Annotated in this window: 18 protein-coding genes; 5 read left to right on the forward strand and 13 right to left on the reverse strand. The window is 67.1% G+C overall.

What is annotated here, in order from left to right:
- Positions 1-672 (reverse strand): tetratricopeptide repeat protein, encoded by a 672-nt coding sequence (locus ACIIOY_RS02335; RefSeq protein WP_411032992.1) that lies wholly within the window; start codon positions 670-672, stop codon positions 1-3.
- A gap of 91 nt (positions 673-763) precedes the next feature.
- A complete protein-coding gene (locus ACIIOY_RS02340) occupies positions 764-1,348 on the reverse strand; it encodes an NnrU family protein (RefSeq protein WP_411032993.1) in 585 nt (194 codons plus the stop codon).
- A gap of 136 nt (positions 1,349-1,484) precedes the next feature.
- Between ACIIOY_RS02340 and ACIIOY_RS02345 the strand changes: the two genes are divergently transcribed.
- Complete coding sequence (locus ACIIOY_RS02345; protein ID WP_411032994.1) at positions 1,485-2,495, forward strand: polysaccharide deacetylase family protein; 1,011 nt, start codon at positions 1,485-1,487, stop codon at positions 2,493-2,495.
- A gap of 9 nt (positions 2,496-2,504) precedes the next feature.
- Here the strand turns inward: ACIIOY_RS02345 and sbmA are convergent, their stop codons facing one another.
- From sbmA to glpK, 10 genes are all read right to left on the reverse strand, one after another.
- Positions 2,505-3,770: a peptide antibiotic transporter SbmA gene (gene sbmA, locus ACIIOY_RS02350; RefSeq protein ID WP_411032995.1), complete on the reverse strand. Its 1,266-nt coding sequence runs from the start codon at positions 3,768-3,770 to the stop codon at positions 2,505-2,507.
- 96 nt (positions 3,771-3,866) lie between these two features.
- The gene (locus tag ACIIOY_RS02355) at positions 3,867-5,057 is read right to left on the reverse strand and encodes a YbfB/YjiJ family MFS transporter (protein ID WP_411032996.1); all 1,191 of its coding nucleotides are present in this window, start codon (positions 5,055-5,057) and stop codon (positions 3,867-3,869) included.
- Positions 5,058-5,133: 76 nt separating this feature from the next.
- Positions 5,134-5,886 carry a type I methionyl aminopeptidase gene (map, locus tag ACIIOY_RS02360; RefSeq protein ID WP_411032997.1) on the reverse strand — a complete coding sequence of 251 codons (753 nt, stop codon included), beginning with the start codon at positions 5,884-5,886 and terminating at the stop codon, positions 5,134-5,136.
- A gap of 45 nt (positions 5,887-5,931) precedes the next feature.
- Positions 5,932-6,990 (reverse strand): LLM class flavin-dependent oxidoreductase, encoded by a 1,059-nt coding sequence (locus ACIIOY_RS02365; protein WP_411032998.1) that lies wholly within the window; start codon positions 6,988-6,990, stop codon positions 5,932-5,934.
- Between the two features lie 98 nt (positions 6,991-7,088).
- Entirely contained in the window at positions 7,089-7,394 is a 306-nt protein-coding gene (locus tag ACIIOY_RS02370) for a type II toxin-antitoxin system RelE/ParE family toxin (protein WP_411032999.1), read from the reverse strand.
- A gap of 2 nt (positions 7,395-7,396) precedes the next feature.
- A complete protein-coding gene (locus tag ACIIOY_RS02375) occupies positions 7,397-7,672 on the reverse strand; it encodes a ribbon-helix-helix domain-containing protein (protein WP_411033000.1) in 276 nt (91 codons plus the stop codon).
- Between the two features lie 80 nt (positions 7,673-7,752).
- Positions 7,753-8,235, reverse strand: coding sequence for an SRPBCC family protein (locus ACIIOY_RS02380; RefSeq protein ID WP_411033001.1), 483 nt, complete (start codon positions 8,233-8,235; stop codon positions 7,753-7,755).
- 84 nt (positions 8,236-8,319) lie between these two features.
- Entirely contained in the window at positions 8,320-9,576 is a 1,257-nt protein-coding gene (locus ACIIOY_RS02385) for an RNA polymerase sigma factor (protein ID WP_411033002.1), read from the reverse strand.
- Entirely contained in the window at positions 9,573-9,947 is a 375-nt protein-coding gene (locus tag ACIIOY_RS02390; RefSeq protein ID WP_411033003.1) for a YciI family protein, read from the reverse strand. The genes ACIIOY_RS02385 and ACIIOY_RS02390 overlap by 4 nt, the downstream gene beginning before the upstream one ends.
- 217 nt (positions 9,948-10,164) lie before the next feature.
- Entirely contained in the window at positions 10,165-11,658 is a 1,494-nt protein-coding gene (gene glpK, locus ACIIOY_RS02395) for a glycerol kinase GlpK (RefSeq protein ID WP_411033004.1), read from the reverse strand.
- Between the two features lie 197 nt (positions 11,659-11,855).
- Between glpK and ACIIOY_RS02400 the strand changes: the two genes are divergently transcribed.
- The 4 genes from ACIIOY_RS02400 (at position 11,856) to xdhC (ending at position 17,479) form a co-directional block, all read left to right on the forward strand.
- The gene (locus ACIIOY_RS02400) at positions 11,856-12,629 is read left to right on the forward strand and encodes a 3-hydroxybutyrate dehydrogenase (protein WP_411033005.1); all 774 of its coding nucleotides are present in this window, start codon (positions 11,856-11,858) and stop codon (positions 12,627-12,629) included.
- A 7-nt stretch (positions 12,630-12,636) separates the two neighbouring features.
- A complete protein-coding gene (xdhA, locus tag ACIIOY_RS02405; protein WP_411033006.1) occupies positions 12,637-14,112 on the forward strand; it encodes a xanthine dehydrogenase small subunit in 1,476 nt (491 codons plus the stop codon).
- A gap of 186 nt (positions 14,113-14,298) precedes the next feature.
- Complete coding sequence (gene xdhB / locus ACIIOY_RS02410; RefSeq protein WP_411033007.1) at positions 14,299-16,644, forward strand: xanthine dehydrogenase molybdopterin binding subunit; 2,346 nt, start codon at positions 14,299-14,301, stop codon at positions 16,642-16,644.
- 1 nt (position 16,645) lies between these two features.
- Positions 16,646-17,479 (forward strand): xanthine dehydrogenase accessory protein XdhC, encoded by an 834-nt coding sequence (gene xdhC / locus ACIIOY_RS02415; RefSeq protein ID WP_411033008.1) that lies wholly within the window; start codon positions 16,646-16,648, stop codon positions 17,477-17,479.
- Positions 17,480-17,500: 21 nt separating this feature from the next.
- Here the strand turns inward: xdhC and ACIIOY_RS02420 are convergent, their stop codons facing one another.
- Complete coding sequence (locus ACIIOY_RS02420) at positions 17,501-17,680, reverse strand: hypothetical protein (RefSeq protein WP_411033009.1); 180 nt, start codon at positions 17,678-17,680, stop codon at positions 17,501-17,503.
- Positions 17,681-17,751 lie beyond the last annotated feature (71 nt).

Consider the following 17,751-nt stretch of genomic DNA (forward strand, 5'->3'; position numbering starts at 1 on the left):
TCAGGAGGACAGCTTGCCGCTCGCCGCGATCAGGTCGAGCAGCATCTGCGCGCGGTTGGCGACGTTGCGCGGGCTTTCGCTGTCGTTGAGGATGGCGTCGAACCATTCCTTGGCGCGCGCATAGTCCTCGTGCTTGTAGGCCGAAAGGCCGAGGACCTCGCGGGCCGAATGGCGCAGCGCGCTCTGCGGCGTCGCCAGCTGCTCGGCCTCGGCGGAGACCTGCTCGTAGGTGCCGGTATCGACGAGCAGGTAGGCCGCGCGCAGGCGCGCCGCATCGCGCAGCGCCTGCGGCACCGAGCTATCCTTGGCGATCGCCGTGAAGGCGTTGATGGCGCCCTGGGCATCGGTCTCGGCGAGCAGCGAGGCGGAGCGCATGCGGGCGAGCACCGGATAGGAGCCGAAGCCGTCCTTTTCCAGCGCGGTCAGCGCGGCCAGCGCCTCGTCCTTCTTGCCTTCGCGGGCAAGGGTCAGGGCGGCGAGGAACTCATCCCCGGCGGCCGAGGCCTCGCTGTCGCGCCAGTAGTCGTAGCTCACCTTGCCGATCGTGCCGAGAACGACCAGCACGGCGGCGCCGATGAGGACACGGCCGAAACGCTGCCAGACCAGGCGCATCTGGTCGGAGCGCAGTTCCTCGTTCACCTCGCGGATAAAGCTGTCGTCCTGATTTACCATTCCCTGCCCGGCTCTTGCTGACGATTGGAGTTTGCGCCTTCTACTCCATTTTGGCCGCGTTGTAAGGGGGCAGGCGCGAAAAGCCGCCGGATCACGGCAGCGGCGCCACGCCGATCAGCCATTCGTGAAGCCGGAAAACGATGGCGACATAAAGCGCAAGGCCGACGACGACGGAAATCAGGTCGTACTTCGCCGAGACGAAGACCGGCAGCTTGGTCTCGCCCGCCGCGATGCGCTTCTTCAGCGTGATGCGCAGGACGACCGCCCAGGCGAGGATCGTCACGAAGAGCAGGACCGAATAGCTCTCGCCGTTCGCCAGCAGATGCGCGAGCGCCCAGATCTTGATGGCGACGAGCAGGGGGAACTTCAGCTTCGCGCGGATATGGCCGGCCGGCAGGAAGCCGGCGACGAGACAGATCGAGGCGACCAGCATCAGCGTCAGCGCGATATGCGCCATGAAGGTCGGCGGGAAATAGAGCATCTCGCCGCCGTTCCCGCGCGCGTCGGCAAAGCCGTAGACGATGAGCGCGAGGCTCGCGAGCGAGACGATGCCGTGCAGCGTCATCCAGGCCGGCTTGCCGAGGGTGGCGATGCCCGCGCTGCGCAGCCCCGGCGCCACGGGCCTGAGGAGATGGGTGACGACGAAGAGAACGAGACCGGCGATGAGCAACGTCATGGAAATGCCCCTTGAGAAACGCAGACTTGGTTATTGCCTTTGGAATATCCGGGGCCGGGCGACAATTCCAGCCCGATCAAAGGATTGCCGCATTCGGAATCGATGACAGACCCTTTGCAAATTGTCGCGGGTCTCCATGTCCTCTTCATTTTCCTCCCGACTCCTCCTTTCCCTCGCCGCCGCGCTCGCCCTGGGCCCGGCCCACGCCAAGGACGATGCAGCCGGGGCATCGAAGCGCAAGCAGCTCGTCATCGTCTCCTTCGACGGCGCGCACGACAACCTGCTGTGGGAGAAGAGCCGCGCGATGGCGAAACGCACCGGCGCGCATTTCACCTATTTCCTCTCCTGCACCTTCCTCTTCCCGAGGCAGGAGCGCGCGAAATACCAGGCGCCGCATGAAAAGCGCGGCCGCTCCAATGTCGGCTTCGCGCAGGACAGGGAAGACACGATCCTGCGCCTCGGCGAGATCTGGCTGGCCAAGCTCGAAGGCCACGACATCGGCAGCCATGCCTGCGGCCATTTCGACGGCGGCAAGTGGAGCGCCGCGGACTGGAAGGCCGAATTCGCCTTCTTCCGGGAGACGCTGAAGAACGGCTGGCGGAATGCCGGCGTCGGCGAGCGGGAGCCGGCCGACTGGCAGCGCTTCGTCGCCGAGGACATCAAGGGGTTCCGCGCGCCCTACCTGTCCGCCGGCGCCAGCCTGGTCAAGGCGCTGGAGGCGCACGGCTTCACATACGACGCCAGCCTCGTCTCGAAAGGCCCGGTGCTGCCGGTCGCAAGCGGCGGCATCGCACGCTTCGCCCTGCCCCTCATCCCGGAGGGCGCCTCGGGACGCCCGGTCATCGCGATGGACTACAACCTCTACGTCCGCCATTCCAAGGGCAAGGAGAAGCCGGAGAAGAGCGAAGCCTTCGAGGAAAGCACGCTCGCAGCCTACCGCGACGCCTTCGCCCGGCAATATGACGGCGAGCGCATCCCCCTCCAGCTCGGCTTCCACTTCGTCGAGATGAATGCCGGCGCCTACTGGCGGGCGCTCGACCGGTTCCTCACCGAGACCTGCGGCAAGGAGGATGTCGCCTGCGTCAGCTATGCCGAGGCGATGGACATCCTCGCCGAAGAAAAGAGAGCGCCCGGGGCCGCGCTCTGAGCGTTCCGATCAGCCCGCGAGTTCCTCGTTGCCGCCGGCCTCGATGAACTGGCGGTCGATGCTCGGCAGTTCCTGCCCCTCAATCGCCGCCTCGAAGGCCTTCAGGCGCTTGTGGATCGACTGGAGCTCGATGATCGTCGACCAGGAATTGACGAGGTACTGGAACGAGCTCGACACCTGGCCGAAAGCCGTGAGGATCTGCTGCAGGATACCGTAGGTGATCTTGCCGGTGACGATCGTCGGCACGAGGATGAAGTAGACGAAGAGGTTGTCCGCCTGCAGGTAGAACGAGCGGGCGACGTTGAAATACATGTAGTGGAAATAGAGGCGGAAATAGTTCGCCCGCACATTGGCGAAGAGCTCGCGCACCGTCGGCGGCTGGGCCTTGGTCGGGTCGTCTTCGCCATAGACGAGCTCCTTTCGGTAGGCCGCCTCGACGCGCTGGTTGCGGAATTCGAGGCCCGGTAGCTTGATGCCCACGAAGGCGAGCAGGAAGGTGCCGAAGGCCGACCAGAGGATCGCCGCCCAGAACAGGGCATGCGGCACCTCGCCGATGACCGGCAGCGGGCCGATATGCACCGAAAGCGCGAACAGCACCGGCAGGAAGGCGATCAGCGTCATCACCGCGTCGATCAGGCTGACGCCGAGGCCTTCCGTGATCGTGGCGAAGCGCATCGTGTCCTCCTGCACGCGCTGCGAGGCGCCTTCGATATGACGCACGCGCGGCCAGAGCGACATGTAGTAATCGTTCATCGCCGTGCGCCAGCGGAAGACGTAATGGCTGACGAAGAAGCGCGTCATCACGTAGACGAAGACGTTGATGAAGGCGATCTGGCAGAAGATCAGCATCAGGTCGAAGAAGTTCTGCGTCGTGACCCCGGCCGTGCCCTGAAGCGCGTTCTGCAGCGTGTCGCCGAACGGCCGGCGCCAGTTGTTGATGGCAAGCGAGACCTGCACGCTGAAATAGGTCGAGAAGATGATGAAGGCCGAGCCCCAGATCGACCAGTTGGTCCAGGGATGATCCTTCGCCCGCACCTGCCAGAACGCGCCGAAGATCGCTGTGCAGAGGAAGAAGTAGAGGTAGAACCAGATATTGTCCGGCGTCACGAAATAGCCGAGGCCGACGGGCGGCTCGGTGCCGGCCGGCAGCGGCGGCAGGCCGATCGCCGTGCCGAGGCCGGGACCGAACGAGTACCAGACCGCGATCGCAAGCAGCGTCCAGATGATGAGGGAGGAGAAGAACAGCTTCGGCTGCGGGAAGAAGGAGTGGAACAAGGTGCGAAACTCTCGTTTGCATGCGGCAGAAGCGCCGCCGGTTCGCGCCGAACCTAGAGGAGTTTGCGCATCGCAACAATCCGGCAGGCGCCGGGATTACCGAGATTTAATGGAAAGCGCCCCGCCGAGAACGGTGACGGCGGCAGCCAGGAGCAGGATGCCGGCGGCCGCAAGGCTGGGCAGGACGTAGCTTCCCGTGCGCGCCGCAAGGAAGCCGGCCCCGAGCGGCCCGAGGATCTGCCCGACGCCGAACGCCGCCGTCATGAGCGCCAGCACCCGGCGCGGGCTCTGGCTGGCGAGCACCCTGCCGAGTTGCAGGCCGTAGGCGGTGATGACCATGAAGGTAAGCCCGAGGAGCGCGCCGCCGGCGAGCGCGGAGAGCGGAAAGGGCAGCGTCACCGTCGCCGCCACGCCCGCCGTCTCCACCAGGATCGCCAGCACGTAGACCGCTGCCACGCCGTAGCGCCGCTCCGCAGGCTTCCAGGCGGCAAGCGAGATCGCCGCCGAAGTGCCGGTGACGAGCCAGGTGAGGCATTCCAGGAGCGGGCTCTGCGCGCCTTCCCGCGCGATGGCGACGATGAAGGTGGCCGTGACGACATAGCCGATGCCGAAGAGACCGTAGCCCAGCGTCAACGCGGCCAGAGGCCGGGTCCAGGCGACCGGCGGCTCGCGCAGGGCCGGCCCGCCGCGTTCCCGTCGCGGCAGCAGCCGGGCGACGGCGGCAAGGCCGAGCGCTGCGAGCAGCGCGCCGGCGAGCCAGTCGACGCGCCAGGCCGGCATGGCGGAGAAGCCGGCCAGCGACAGGAGGTAGACGAGCACGGCCGAAACCGCGATGCCGCCGCCGACGCCGGAGAAATGCGCCATCTGCACGCGCGGATCCCGGTGGTCGAGGCCGATGGTCAGCACGATGCCGGAGGTGAAGATCATGGCGAAGGCGCTGGCAAGGCCGGCGAGGAAGCGCACGGCGGAAAGCGCCGCGACGCTGGAGACGAGCCCCATGGCGACGAGCAGCAGCACGGTCGCGGCCAGTGCACCTATCGCAAGGCGCCGCTCGTGGCCGGCCGCCCAGCCATAGGCCGCGAGCACCGCGCCGAGGAGATAGCCCGCGAAATTCGCCGCCGCGATGATGCCGGCGGCAGCCGCGTCGAGCCCGAGGCCGGCCATCATGCCCGGCAGCACGGGCGTATAGAAGAAGCGGCCGAGCCCCATGGCGACGGCCATGGCGAGCGCGCCGGCGACGGCCGCCCGGACGGGCTCGCGCGACAGGGCGGGAGTGCGTTGCATCATGCCGCGACCATCGCACTGCAACATGGGCTGCGGCAAACGACATTTCTTGATGCGTCGGATCAGGCCGGGTGAAGCGTCAGCCGGGCAGCGTCAGCACCAGCGGCCCGTTGCGGGTCGCGACCACCGTATGCTCGAACTGCACCGTGGGCGCGCTCGGCTCGCTGTAGAGCGTCCACTCGTCCGCGCGCCCTCCTTCCGCCCAGTTCGCGCCGAGCGACAGGAACGGCTCCACCGTGAAGACGAGGCCTTCCGTCATGCGGCGCTTCTCCTGCGGGTCGGGCCAGGTGGCGATTTCCGTCGGCTCCTCGTGCAGCGAGCGGCCGACGCCGTGGCTGGCGAGGTTGGCGATCAGCGTATAGCGGTGCTTGCGCGCGAATTCGCCGATGGCGTTGCCGACCTGCGCGAGCGGCTTTCCCGCCTTCACCTCCTTGAGGCCGACCCAGAGCGCGCGCTTGCCGTCACGGCACAGCCGCTCCACCGCCGGCGCCGAGCGCCCGACAGTGAAGGACGCGCCGGTATCGGCGAAATAGCCGTCGAGTTCGGCCGAAACGTCGATATTGACGAGATCGCCCTCCTTGATGACCCGCTCGCCGGGAATGCCGTGCGCCACCTCTTCGTTGACGCTGATGCAGGTCGCGCCCGGAAAGTTGTAGCAGCTTTCCGGCGCCGAGCGGGCGCCGGACGCTTCCAGCATCCGCCGGCCGATCAGGTCGAGCTCCGCCGTCGTCATGCCCGGCCGGACGGCCGTCGACATGTGCTGCAGCACGTTCGCGCAAATCCGGCCGATCGCCTTCAGGCCGTTGAGGTCTTCGTCGTTTTCCAGGGTCATCGCATCTCTCTTTCGCGGACGTCCTACCACGCCCGCGCGCCGATGTCAGGCGGAAGCGGCCGCGCCTTCCGGTTCCTCCGCCAGCATCTCGCGCACCAGCGGCGCGACCCTGGTGCCGTAGAGCTCGATGCCGCGCATGATCCGGTCGTGCGGCATCGGCCCGATCGCCATCTGCAGCAGGAACCGGTCGTTCCGGAAGATTTTCTGATGCGCGACGATCTTCCTGGCCACCGTCTCCGGATCGCCGAGGAACAGATGGCCGCCCGGCCCGATCGACTGGTCGAACTGCGCCCGGCTCGTCGGCCCCCAGCCGCGCTCGCGGCCGATGCGGTCCATCACCTCGGCCTGCGGTCCGTAGAAGATGTCGGCCGCCTCCGCCGTCGTGTCGGCGATGAAGCCGTGCACGTTGATGCTGGTCTTCAGCTTCGCCTCGTCCTGGCCGGCGCGGCGCGCCGCCTCGCGGTAGAGATCGAAGAGCGGCGCATAGCGCGCCGGCGTGCCGCCGATGATGGCAAGCGCCAGCGGCAGGCCGTAGGCCCCGGCGCGCGCGACCGATTGCGGCGTGCCGCCGACCGCGATCCAGATCGGCAGCCTTCCGTGCACCGGACGCGGATAGACCCCGAGCCCCGGCAGCGGCGCCCGCATCGTGCCGGACCACGAGACCTTCTCGCTCTCGTTGAGGGCGAGCAGCAGGTCCAGCTTCTCCTCGAAGAGCCGGTCGTAGTCGTCGAGCGCATAGCCGAAGAGCGGGAAGGATTCGATGAAGGAGCCGCGCCCCGCCATGATCTCCGCCCGGCCGCCCGAAAGGAGATCGAGCGTCGAGAACTGCTGGAACACGCGCACCGGATCGTCCGACGACAGCACCGTCACCGCGCTGGTGAGGCGGATCGTCTCCGTCCGCGCCGCCGCGGCCGCCAGCACGACGGCGGGCGCGGAGGCCGCATAGTCGGCCCGGTGATGCTCGCCCAGCCCGAAGACGTCGAGCCCCACCTGGTCGGCGAGCTCGATCTCCTCCAGGAGGTCCTTCAGCCGCCGCTCCCCCTCCCGCCCCTTGTCGGCGGCATTGGGGTCGACGTCGGCGAATGTATAGAGGCCAAGTTCCATGGGGTGTTCCTGGTGAAAGGGATTTTCCCCCAGATATGGCCGGTGGAGGCGGGTTGAAAGGGGCTTTGAGGAAACAGTGTGTTTACGGGAAGGCCACGCTAGGACATATCGTCTTCCGCCGGAAACTGCCGCCCGGCATAAAGGACACGATCGAAGACGACGGTGTCACCGACGATATGAAAGGCGAGTGTCACCCGTTTCTCGAAACCCACGACGCGAAGTCCCGGGAAGATGTCGTCGCGTGCGATACCCCTCTGCGGAAACCGCTCGAAACCGAGGCAGAACGCCTCGATCCGGCTGAGATAGGCGATGGCGCGAGAAGCCCCCGCGCGTTCTGCCACGAAGTCATAGAGCCTCAGGAGATCATCCCGCGCTTCCGGAGCGAACTGGACACGGTAGAGCAAGCTCAGGTCCCAAGCCGCGACCTATGATGCAGGCGAATCCCGTCGAAAACGTCTTTCAACGGGATCACGCGCTGCGGATCTGCCTGCATCGCAAGGATCACTGGAACGACGTCCTGCTCAAGCCAGCGGTCGACAGCCAGATCGCGCTCCCGCAACGCCCGCAACCCAGCGCGGATAACCTCGCTGCCGCTGGCGAACGCGCCGCTCGCGACAAGCTCGTCGATATACTCGGATTGCTCCCGGGGCAGGCTGAATGTCCGTTTTTTGGCAGGCGCCATATCTCGCAACTCCACTCACCAGTATGAATTATTCATACCATCCTGCCCCGGATTTGCCAACGTCGCCTGGCTGCCCCAAGTCAAAGCTTGGAAGCGACCTCTTCGAGCTGCGTCGCCACTTGTCCCCAGCCTTCGTGGAAGCCCATCTTCTCGTGCGTCTCGCAGTCCTCGACGGTCCAGTGGCGGGCGATGGCGGTGTAGCGCGTCTTGCCGTCGCCGAGGTCGTCGAAGAGGATTTCGGCGCTGAAGAAGGCCTTCTCGGTCGGCTTCCAGTCCGGGCCGAAGGCATCGGTCGTGATGATGCGCCTGTCCTTCTCCACCTTGAGGAACACGCCGGTCGAATCCATGTGGAAACCGTCCGGGCCGGTCATGACCGTGCGGAACTTGCCGCCGTCGCGCGGCTCGATCTCGATGACCGGCGTCTCGTAGGGCTTCGGGGCGAACCATTGCTTCATCAGCTCCGGCGTCGTCCAGGCCTTGAACAGCTGGGAGGGGGTCGCATTCAGCACACGGGTCAGCACCAGTTCGCGGTTGTTGGCGGGCTTGATCTCGGTATCGGTCATGTCTTTCTCCTCGTTAGGGGTCTATCGTCGGTTGGTTCATATCAAGGACGGCCGGCGGGCGCCCGATCCGACATCCGGCACGGATTATTTTTCGGCCGCCGCCATCTCGCGCTGCATGCTGTCGAGGTGCTGGCGGATATGCGCGGCCTCCGCCGGCGTGGTGGCGAGCGCGATGGCGCGGTCGAAGGCCTCGTGCGCCTCGCGGAAGCGGCCGAGCTGCTTCAGGAGCCCACCGCGCAACCCGTGGAAATAGAAATAGCCGTTGAGCTTGTCCGCCAGCGGCTCGATGAGCGCCAGCGCCGCTTCCGGTCCTTCCCGCTTGGAAACGGCGACGGCCCGGTTGAGACGCACCACCGGCGAAGGCTGGATGCGTTCGAGCGTCTGGTAGAGCAGGTCGATCTGCACCCAGTCCGTCTCCTCGGCCGTCGCGGCGCGGGCGTGCAGCGCGGCGATCGCCGCCTGGATCTGGAAGGGGCCGGGCGCGCGGTGGCGGATCGCCTTGTCGATCAGCACCAGCGCCTCTTCGATGAGGGCGCGGTCCCAGAGCGTGCGGTCCTGGTCCTCCAGAAGCACGATCTGGCCGTCCTTGTCGAAACGGGCTTCGAGCCGCGAATGCTGGATGAGCAGCAGCGCCGTCAGCCCCATGATCTCCGGCTCGGCGGGAAACAGCTTCAAGAGCAGCCGCGCCAGCCGGATCGCCTCCGCGCAGAAGGGCGTATCCGCCTTCTCCGGCACGCCGGCCGAATAGCCCTCGTTGAAGACGAGGTAGATCATCGCGGCGACGAGCCCGAGCCGTTCGGCGCGCGCCACGGCGTCCGGCGTCTCGAAGGGAATGCCGGCGGCCCCGACCTTCGCCTTGGCGCGCGTGATGCGCTGCTCCATGGCGGCTTCCGAGACGAGGAAGGCCCGCGCGATCTGCCTGACCGAAAGGCCGGAGACGATGCGCAGCGCCAGCGCGATCTGCTGCGTCGCCGGCAGGTCCGGATGGCAGCAGACGAAGAGCAGGCGCAGGATGTCGTCGCGGTAGTGCGCGCCGTCCAGCCGGTCCGCGAGGTCGCCTTCGGTGTCCTCAAGGTCCGACAGCATCTCCTCGGGCGGAAGCGGCTGGTGCCTGGCGCGCTTCCTCACCTGGTCGATGCCGCTGTTGCGGCCGACGAAGATGAGCCATGCTGCCGGATCGCGCGGCGGGCCCTTGTCGGGCCAGGTCTTCAGCGCACGGAGGCAGGCCTCCTGAAAGGCCTCCTCCGCCATGTCGAGGTCACGGAAGTAGCGCAGCAGCGCTCCCATGGCCTGCGGCCGTGCCGACGTCAGCGCCAGATCGATCCAGGCAAGGTCTGTCATGCGATGGGTACTCCCGGATTGAAGAACTGCAGCGGCCGGATCTCATAGGTGCCGTTCGCCGGATTGACGGCGGAAAGCTCGCGGGCGAATTGGATCGCCTCCTCCAGCGTCTCCGCCTGGAGCACGAAGAAGCCGAGGAACTGTTCCTTGGTCTCGGCGAAGGGACCGTCCATGACGATATCGTCCGTCGCGCCCTTGCGGACGGTCACGGCCGCCGTCGTCGGCATTAGCCGCGCGACCGGACCGAGCTTGCCGGCTTCCGCATAGCGCTGGTTGACGGCGCCGAGATCGGCCATGACCTTGTCGTCCAACTCCTTGCTCCAGGCGTTGACGACACTTTCGGCATCGTAGCAAAGAACGGCATACAGCATGATGAACTCCCGTTGGTTGAAAGACGTAGGAGTAGCCTCTCAGCCGACAGGGCGCACCGGAATATTTTTGATGAATGGATGAGGATGCTTGAAAAGGGCCCGATGGGGAGACCGGCTATACCCACCGTCCTCTCCTCCGCCATCCTCTGGCTTGCACCGAGGATGGCGTCTTGGGTGGGGTGATGCGGGGACGCGTCGGGGGGAGAGCCGTGACGCCTCAGCCGTCGCTCAGCGTCCGCCGAACCGCGTCCTTCCAGCCCTTGATCTTCACCGCGCGGGTCTTCTCGTCCATCTTGGGCTCGAACCGGGTATCCCGCGCCCAGGATTTCGCAAACCCCTCGCGGTCCGGCCAGACGCCGGCGCGCTGGCCGGCGAGCCACGCCGCGCCGAGCGCGGTCGTCTCCAGGATGGTCGGCCGGTCCACCGGCGCGTCGAGGATGTCGGCGAGGCGCTGCATGGTCCAGTCGGAGGCGACCATGCCGCCGTCGACGCGCAGCACCGTCTCCTTTCCGTTGTTCCGCCAGTCCTTGTGCATCGCGTCGAGCAGGTCGCGCGTCTGGTAGCAGACGGCCTCCAGCGCCGCGCGGGCGAATTCCGCGGGGCCGGTGTTGCGTGTCATGCCGTAGATCGCCGCGCGCGCCTCCGGGTCCCAGTGCGGCGCGCCGAGGCCGGTGAAGGCGGGCACGAGATAGACGTTCTGCGTCGGGTCGGCCTGGGCCGCGAGGTCGCCGGTGTCCGGCGCCGCCTTGATGACCTTCAGCCCGTCGCGCAGCCATTGCACGGCCGCGCCGGCGATGAAGATCGAGCCCTCCAGCGCATAGGTCGTCTCGCCGTCGAGCCGGTAGGCGATGGTGGTGAGCAGCCGGTTCTTCGAGCGCACCATGTCCGTGCCGGTGTTGAGCAGCGCGAAGCAGCCGGTGCCGTAGGTGGATTTCATCATGCCCGGCGTGAAGCAGGCCTGGCCGATCGTGGCGGCCTGCTGGTCGCCGGCAACGCCGAGGATCGGGATTTCCGCGCCGAACAGGCTTTTGTCCGTCACGCCGAAATCCGCCGCGCAGTCCAGCACCTCCGGCAGCATGGCCTCCGGCACGCGCAGGATGTCGAGCAGTTCGTCGTCCCATCCGTTCGCGGCGATGTTGTACATCAGCGTGCGGCTGGCATTGGTGGCGTCGGTCACATGCGCCTTGCCGCCCGTCAGCCGCCAGATCAGGAACGAATCGATCGTGCCGAAGCAGAGGTCGCCCTTGGCTCCCCGCGCCCGCGCGCCCTTCACGTTGGAGAGCATCCAGGAGAGCTTGGTGCCGGAGAAGTAGGGATCGAGCAGCAGGCCGGTCTTCTTCGTGAAGGTCTTTTCGAGGCCCTGCCTCTTCAGCTTCTCGCAATAGGAGGCGGTGCGGCGGTCCTGCCAGACGATGGCGTTGTGGATCGCCCTGCCGCTCCCGCGCTCCCACACGACCACCGTCTCGCGCTGGTTGGTGATGCCGATGGCGGAGATGTCGGCGGCTTTGACGTTCGCCTTCCTCAGCGCGGCCTTGACCGACCAGACGACGCTCTCCCAGATCTCCTCCGGGTCGTGCTCGACCCAGCCGGATTGCGGAAAGATCTGCGTGAACTCCTTCTGCCCGGAGCCGACGACCTTCTGTTTGCCGTCGAAGACGATCGCCCGGCTCGAGGTCGTGCCCTGATCGATCGCGAGAACATATCCGCCCATGCCGTTCCTCCCAATTCGGGGCCGCTCCCAGGCCCTTCGGAATCTTCAATACGAGACTAAAACGAATGTCAAAGGAAAATAAAACGCAAATCGTGCCTTGCCTCCGGCGGGACTGTAGCCCGCCGAAAACGCAATTGTCATCGCTCGAGTTTTGGGCGTAGGCTACCGCAAAGCAGCATGATCGGGAGAAAGAGACCATGAAAAGCGTCGTCGTGACCGGCTCCACCAGCGGCATCGGCCTTGCCATCGCAACGGCCTTCGCCGAAAACGGCGCCAACGTCGTCATCAACGGTTTCGGCGCCGCCGGCGAGATCGAGGCTGCCCGCGCCCGGCTGGACGGCCTCGGCGGGGGCCGCGTCATCTACCATCCGGCCGACATGACCAAGCCGCACGAGATCGCCGACCTCATCGAGACGGCGGTGGAGACGTTCGACGGCGTCGACATCCTCGTCAACAATGCCGGCATCCAGCATGTCGAGAAGATCGAGGACTTTCCCGTCGAGAAGTGGGACCAGATCATCGCGATCAACCTCTCCAGTTCCTTCCACACCATCCGCGCCGCCATCCCCCACATGAAGCGCAAGGGCTGGGGCCGCATCATCAACGTCGCCTCCGCGCACGGCCTCGTCGCCTCGCCGTTCAAGGCAGCCTATGTGGCGGCGAAGCATGGTATCATGGGGCTTACCAAGACCGTCGCGCTGGAGATCGCGGAGAATGGCATCACCGCCAACGCCATCTGCCCCGGCTACGTGCTGACGCCGCTCGTCGAGAAGCAGATTCCCGATACGGCAAGGGCGCGCGGCATCAGCGAGGCCGAGGTGAAGACCGACGTCATGCTGAAGTTCCAGCCGACCAAGGAATTCGTCGGCACCGGCGAGGTCGCCGCCATCGCGCTTTTCCTCGCCTCGGATGCGGCAAAATCGATCAACGGTACCCATATATCCGTGGATGGCGGCTGGACCGCCCAATAGGAGAACGATGAGCACGGACACCGGCAGCATCCGCTTCATCCTCAACGGCAAGGACGTTTCGCTCCGCCACGTCCCGCCGACGCGCACCCTGCTCGACTGGCTGCGGCTCGACCGCCGCTTCACCGGCACCAAGGAAGGCTGCGCGGAGGGCGACTGCGGCGCCTGCACCGTGCTCGTCGGCCGCGTGGTCGAGGGCCGGCTCGCCTATGAGAGTGTCAATGCCTGCATCCGCCTCCTCGGTTCGATGAACGCGGCCCACGTCGTCACCGTCGAGCATCTGGCGGGCCCGGACGGCCTGCTGCATCCCGTGCAGCAGGCGATGGTGGACCATCACGGCTCGCAATGCGGCTTCTGCACGCCCGGCTTCGTCATGTCGCTCTACGGCCTCTGGCTCTCCGACCCCGCGCCGGACCGGGCGCGCATCGAAAAGGCGTTGCAGGGCAATCTCTGTCGCTGCACCGGCTACGAGCCGATCGTCCGAGCCGCCGAAGCCGTCGCCCATGAGCGGCCGAGCGCCGTCTTCGACCCGATCGAGCGCACGCGGACGGACGTGCTCGCCAGGCTCAAGGCCATGACGCCGCGGGAGACCATCCGCGTCGGCGACGGCGACGGCCGGGTGATCGTGCCCGCCTCGTCCGACGACCTCGCGGCCGTTCTCGCGGAGGAACCGAAGGCCACCGTCGTCGCCGGCTCCACCGATGTCGGCCTCTGGGTGACGAAGCAGTTCCGCGACCTGAACCCGGTCGTCTTCATCAATCACCTTTCCGAGCTGCAATCCATCGAGGAGACGGCGGACGGCATCCGCATCGGCGCCGGCGTCACCTATAGCCAGGCCTTCGCCACCCTCTGTCGCCGCTTCCCGGCGCTGCGCCCGCTGATCGACCGCATCGGCGGCGAGCAGGTGCGCAACATGGGCACGATCGGCGGCAACATCGCCAACGGCTCGCCCATCGGCGACACGCCGCCGCCGCTGATCGCGCTCGGCGCCACCCTCGCGCTGCGCTCGAAGGACGGCCGGCGCGACCTGCCGCTCGAAGCCTATTTCATCGATTACGGCAAGCAGGACCGCCGCGCCGGCGAGTTCGTCGAAAGCCTCTTCGTGCCCGACCTGCCGGCGGATGCGCATTTCGCCGTCTACAAGGTCTCCAAGCGCCGCGACGAGGACATCTCCGCCCTCTGCGGCGCCTTCCGCGTGGCGCTCTCGCCGGACGGCACCGTCACCGACGCTCGCCTCTGCTTCGGCGGCATGGCCGGCACGCCGAAGCGGGCGGCAAATGTCGAGGCGGCCCTCGTCGGCAAGCCCTGGACCGAGGCCACCGTCGAGGCCGCCCGCCCCGCCTTCAAGGCCGACTACCAGCCGCTCACCGACTGGCGCGCGACGGCGGAATACCGCCTTCTGGCGGCGAAGAACCTGCTGACGCGCTTCTTCCTCGAAACATCCGGCGAGACCGCCCAGGTGCGGCGGTTCGAGGAGGTGGCGTAATGAGGACGCATGCCGCGATATTGCCCCTCACCCTCCCCCTCTCCCCGCAAGCGGGAAGAGGGGACCTGCCCTGCAAACGGTCATTGGCCGGGAAGCCGGCAAGGCATATCCCCTTCGCCCCGCTTGCGGGGAGAAGGTGGCCGGCAGGCCGGATGAGGGGCAGCGCCCCCGGAAGGAGGCAGTGACATGGACCAGTCCACCTTCGAAGACCGCAAGACGATCTCCGCCCCCATGCACGCGCCGCTGCGCCACGATTCGGCGCACAAGCACGTCACCGGCACGGCCGACTACATCGACGACATGCCGGAGCCCGAGGGCACGCTGCACGCCGCGCTCGGCATGGGCGACCGGGCGCATGCGGAAATCCTGGCCCTCGACCTTTCCGCCGTGAAGGCCCATCCCGGCGTCGTGCTGGTGCTGACCGCCGCGGACATGCCCGGCGAGAACGACATCAGCCCCTCCCACCGCCACGACGAGCCGGTGCTGGCCGAAGGCAAGGTCGAGTTCCACGGCCAGGCGATCTTCTGCGTCGTCGCCGAGACGCGCGAGGCCGCCCGCCGCGCCGCCCGCCTTGCCAAGATCGAATACCGCGACCTGCCGCACTGGACCGACGTCACCGACACGCTCCAAAACGGCGCGGCGCTCGTCACCGAGCCGCTGACGCTGAAGCGGGGCGATGCGGAAGGCGCGCTGGAAAAAGCCCCGCACCGCATCAAGGGCCGGATGCGCGTCGGCGGGCAGGATCATTTCTACCTCGAAGGCCATATCGCGCTCGCCATCCCCGGCGAGGACGACGAGGTCACCGTCTGGTCCTCCACCCAGCATCCGAGCGAGGTGCAGCACATGGTCGCCCACGTGCTCGGCGTGCCCTCCAACGCCGTGACGGTGCAGGTGCGCCGCATGGGCGGCGGCTTCGGCGGCAAGGAGACGCAGGGCAACCAGTTCGCCGCGCTCGCCGCCGTGGCCGCGAAGAAGCTCGACCGCGCGGTCAAATTCCGCCTCGACCGCGACGAGGACATGACGGCGACCGGCAAGCGCCACGACTTCCTCGTCGACTACGAGGTCGGCTTCGACGGCGAAGGCCGCATCGAGGCGGTGAAGGCGAACTACGCCGCCCGCTGCGGCTATTCCTCCGACCTCTCCGGCCCCGTCACCGACCGCGCCCTCTTCCACGCGGACAACGCCTATTTCTACCCGCACGTCCTTCTCACCTCGCAGCCCTTGAAGACGCACACCGTCTCCAACACCGCCTTCCGCGGCTTCGGCGGACCGCAGGGGCTCGTCGGCGGCGAGCGGATGATCGAGGAGATCGCCTATGCGCTCGGCAAGGACCCGCTGGAGGTCCGCAAGGCGAATTTCTACGGGCCTGCCGGTTCGGACCGCGTGCTGACACCCTACCACCAGAGGGTGGAGGACAACATCATCCACCGCATCGTGGACGAGTTGGAGGCCTCCTCCGACTACCAGGCCCGCCGCCGGGCCGTCCTCGCCTTCAACGGGAAGAGCCGCGTCATCCGCAAGGGCATCGCGCTGACGCCGGTGAAGTTCGGCATCTCCTTCACCGCCACCTGGTACAACCAGGCCGGCGCGCTGGTGCATGTCTACCAGGACGGCTCGATCCACCTCAACCACGGCGGCACGGAGATGGGCCAGGGCCTCTTCACCAAGGTCGCGCAGGTGCTCGCCGATGCCTTCCAGGTCGACGTCTCGCGCGTGAGGATCACCGCGACGACGACCGCCAAGGTGCCGAACACCTCGGCCACCGCCGCCTCCTCCGGCTCCGACCTCAACGGCATGGCGGCCTGGGACGCCGCCCGCCAGATCAAGGAGCGCCTCGTCGCCTTCGCCGCGGAAAAGTGGGGCGTGCCGCCGGAGGACGTCGCCTTCGTGCCGCATCACGTGCGCGTCGGCGATGCGCTCATCCCGTTCGCGGATTTCATGAAGCAGGCCTACATGGCCCGCGTGCAGCTCTCCGCCGCCGGCTTCTACAAGACGCCGAAGATCCACTGGGACCGCGCCAAGGGCATGGGCACGCCCTTCTACTATTTCGCCTACGGCGCCGCCGTCTCCGAAGTCTCGGTCGACACGCTGACCGGCGAATACCATGTCGACCGCGCCGACATCCTGCACGACGTCGGCCGCTCGCTGAACCCGGCGATCGACAGGGGCCAGGTCGAAGGCGCCTTCGTGCAGGGCATGGGCTGGCTGACGACCGAGGAACTGTGGTGGGACGGCAAGGGGCGGCTTCGCACCCACGCCCCCTCCACCTACAAGATCCCGCTCGCCTCCGACCGCCCGAAGGTCTTCAACGTCAGGCTCGCCGAGTGGGCGGAAGCCGCCGAGCCGACCATCGGCCGCTCCAAGGCGGTGGGCGAACCGCCCTTCATGCTCGCGGTCTCCGTTCTGGAGGCCCTTTCCATGGCCGTCGCCAGCACCAAGGGCTACCGCCATTGCCCGCGGCTCGATGCGCCCGCCACGCCCGAACGGGTGCTGATGGCCATCGAGCGGCTGAAGGCACAAGAAGAAGGATAAGATGAACTTTCTGCAGGACAGTCTGGAGGGCTTTCTCGCCCGCGAACACCGTGTCGTCATCGTCGAAGTCACCGCCGTCAGGGGCTCCGCGCCCCGCGACGAGGGCACCTTCATGCTGGTGGCGCCGACCGAGATCCACGGCACCGTCGGCGGCGGCCAGCTCGAATACATGGCGATCGAGAACGCCCGGAAAATGCTGGCGGATGCCGGCGGCGAAACGAGGTTCGACATTCCCCTCGGCCCCGAGATCGGCCAGTGCTGCGGCGGCCGCGTCGAGCTCACCTTCACCTTCGCGGATGAAGAGGCCCGCAAGGCGCTCGACGGGCGCCTTGCCGAGGAGGAGCGGCAGAAGCCGCAGGTCTGGGTGTTCGGCGCCGGCCATGTCGGCCGGGCGCTCGCCGAGGCGTTGACGCTGCTGCCCGTCAAGGTCTTCGTCGTCGAGGCGCGCGAGAGCGAGCTCGACCAGCTTGTCTCCGGGGTGCACCAACGGCTGGACGCCATGCCGGAATCGCTGGTCGCCGGCATCCCGGCCGGCTCGGCCGTGGTCATCGTCACCCACGACCATGCGCTCGATTTCCTGATCGCACGCGAGGCGCTCGCCCGCACCGACCTTGCCTATGTCGGCATGGTCGGCTCGAAGTCGAAGCGGGCCTCCTTCGCCCACTACCTGGAGGAGGAGGGCGTGAACCGCGCGGCGGCCGACCGGCTGGTCCTGCCCATCGGCGGCGCGGCGGTCGACGACAAGCGCCCGGAGGTCATCGCCGCGATGACGGCCGCCGAACTGCTGCCCGCCTTCGCCGCCTGGCGCAAAAGCAATTCCAGCAAAAGTGCGTAGCGGTTCTGCGTCCGGAAAGCCCTAGCTCCGGCCGTCGAGAAAGCCGAGATCGCGCTTCATGTGGTCGGAAAGCTCCCGCGGGTCGAGCCGCGCAAGGCGCGCCCTCCGTCGCCTGCGGAAGACGAGAAAGAGCTTATGCCACAGGCTCTCCTTCCGGAAGTGCCGGGCGCCTGCCGGCGCCGCTTCGATGGTGCATGTCATGATAAAACCTCGAAAATTCCATCCATTGCTTGCAGGGTGCGCCGAAAAATGATGGAATTCCAATCGAACCT

Origin of the sequence: Shinella agrisoli (assembly GCF_046557955.1) — a bacterium.
In the GTDB taxonomy this organism is placed as follows: domain Bacteria; phylum Pseudomonadota; class Alphaproteobacteria; order Rhizobiales; family Rhizobiaceae; genus Shinella.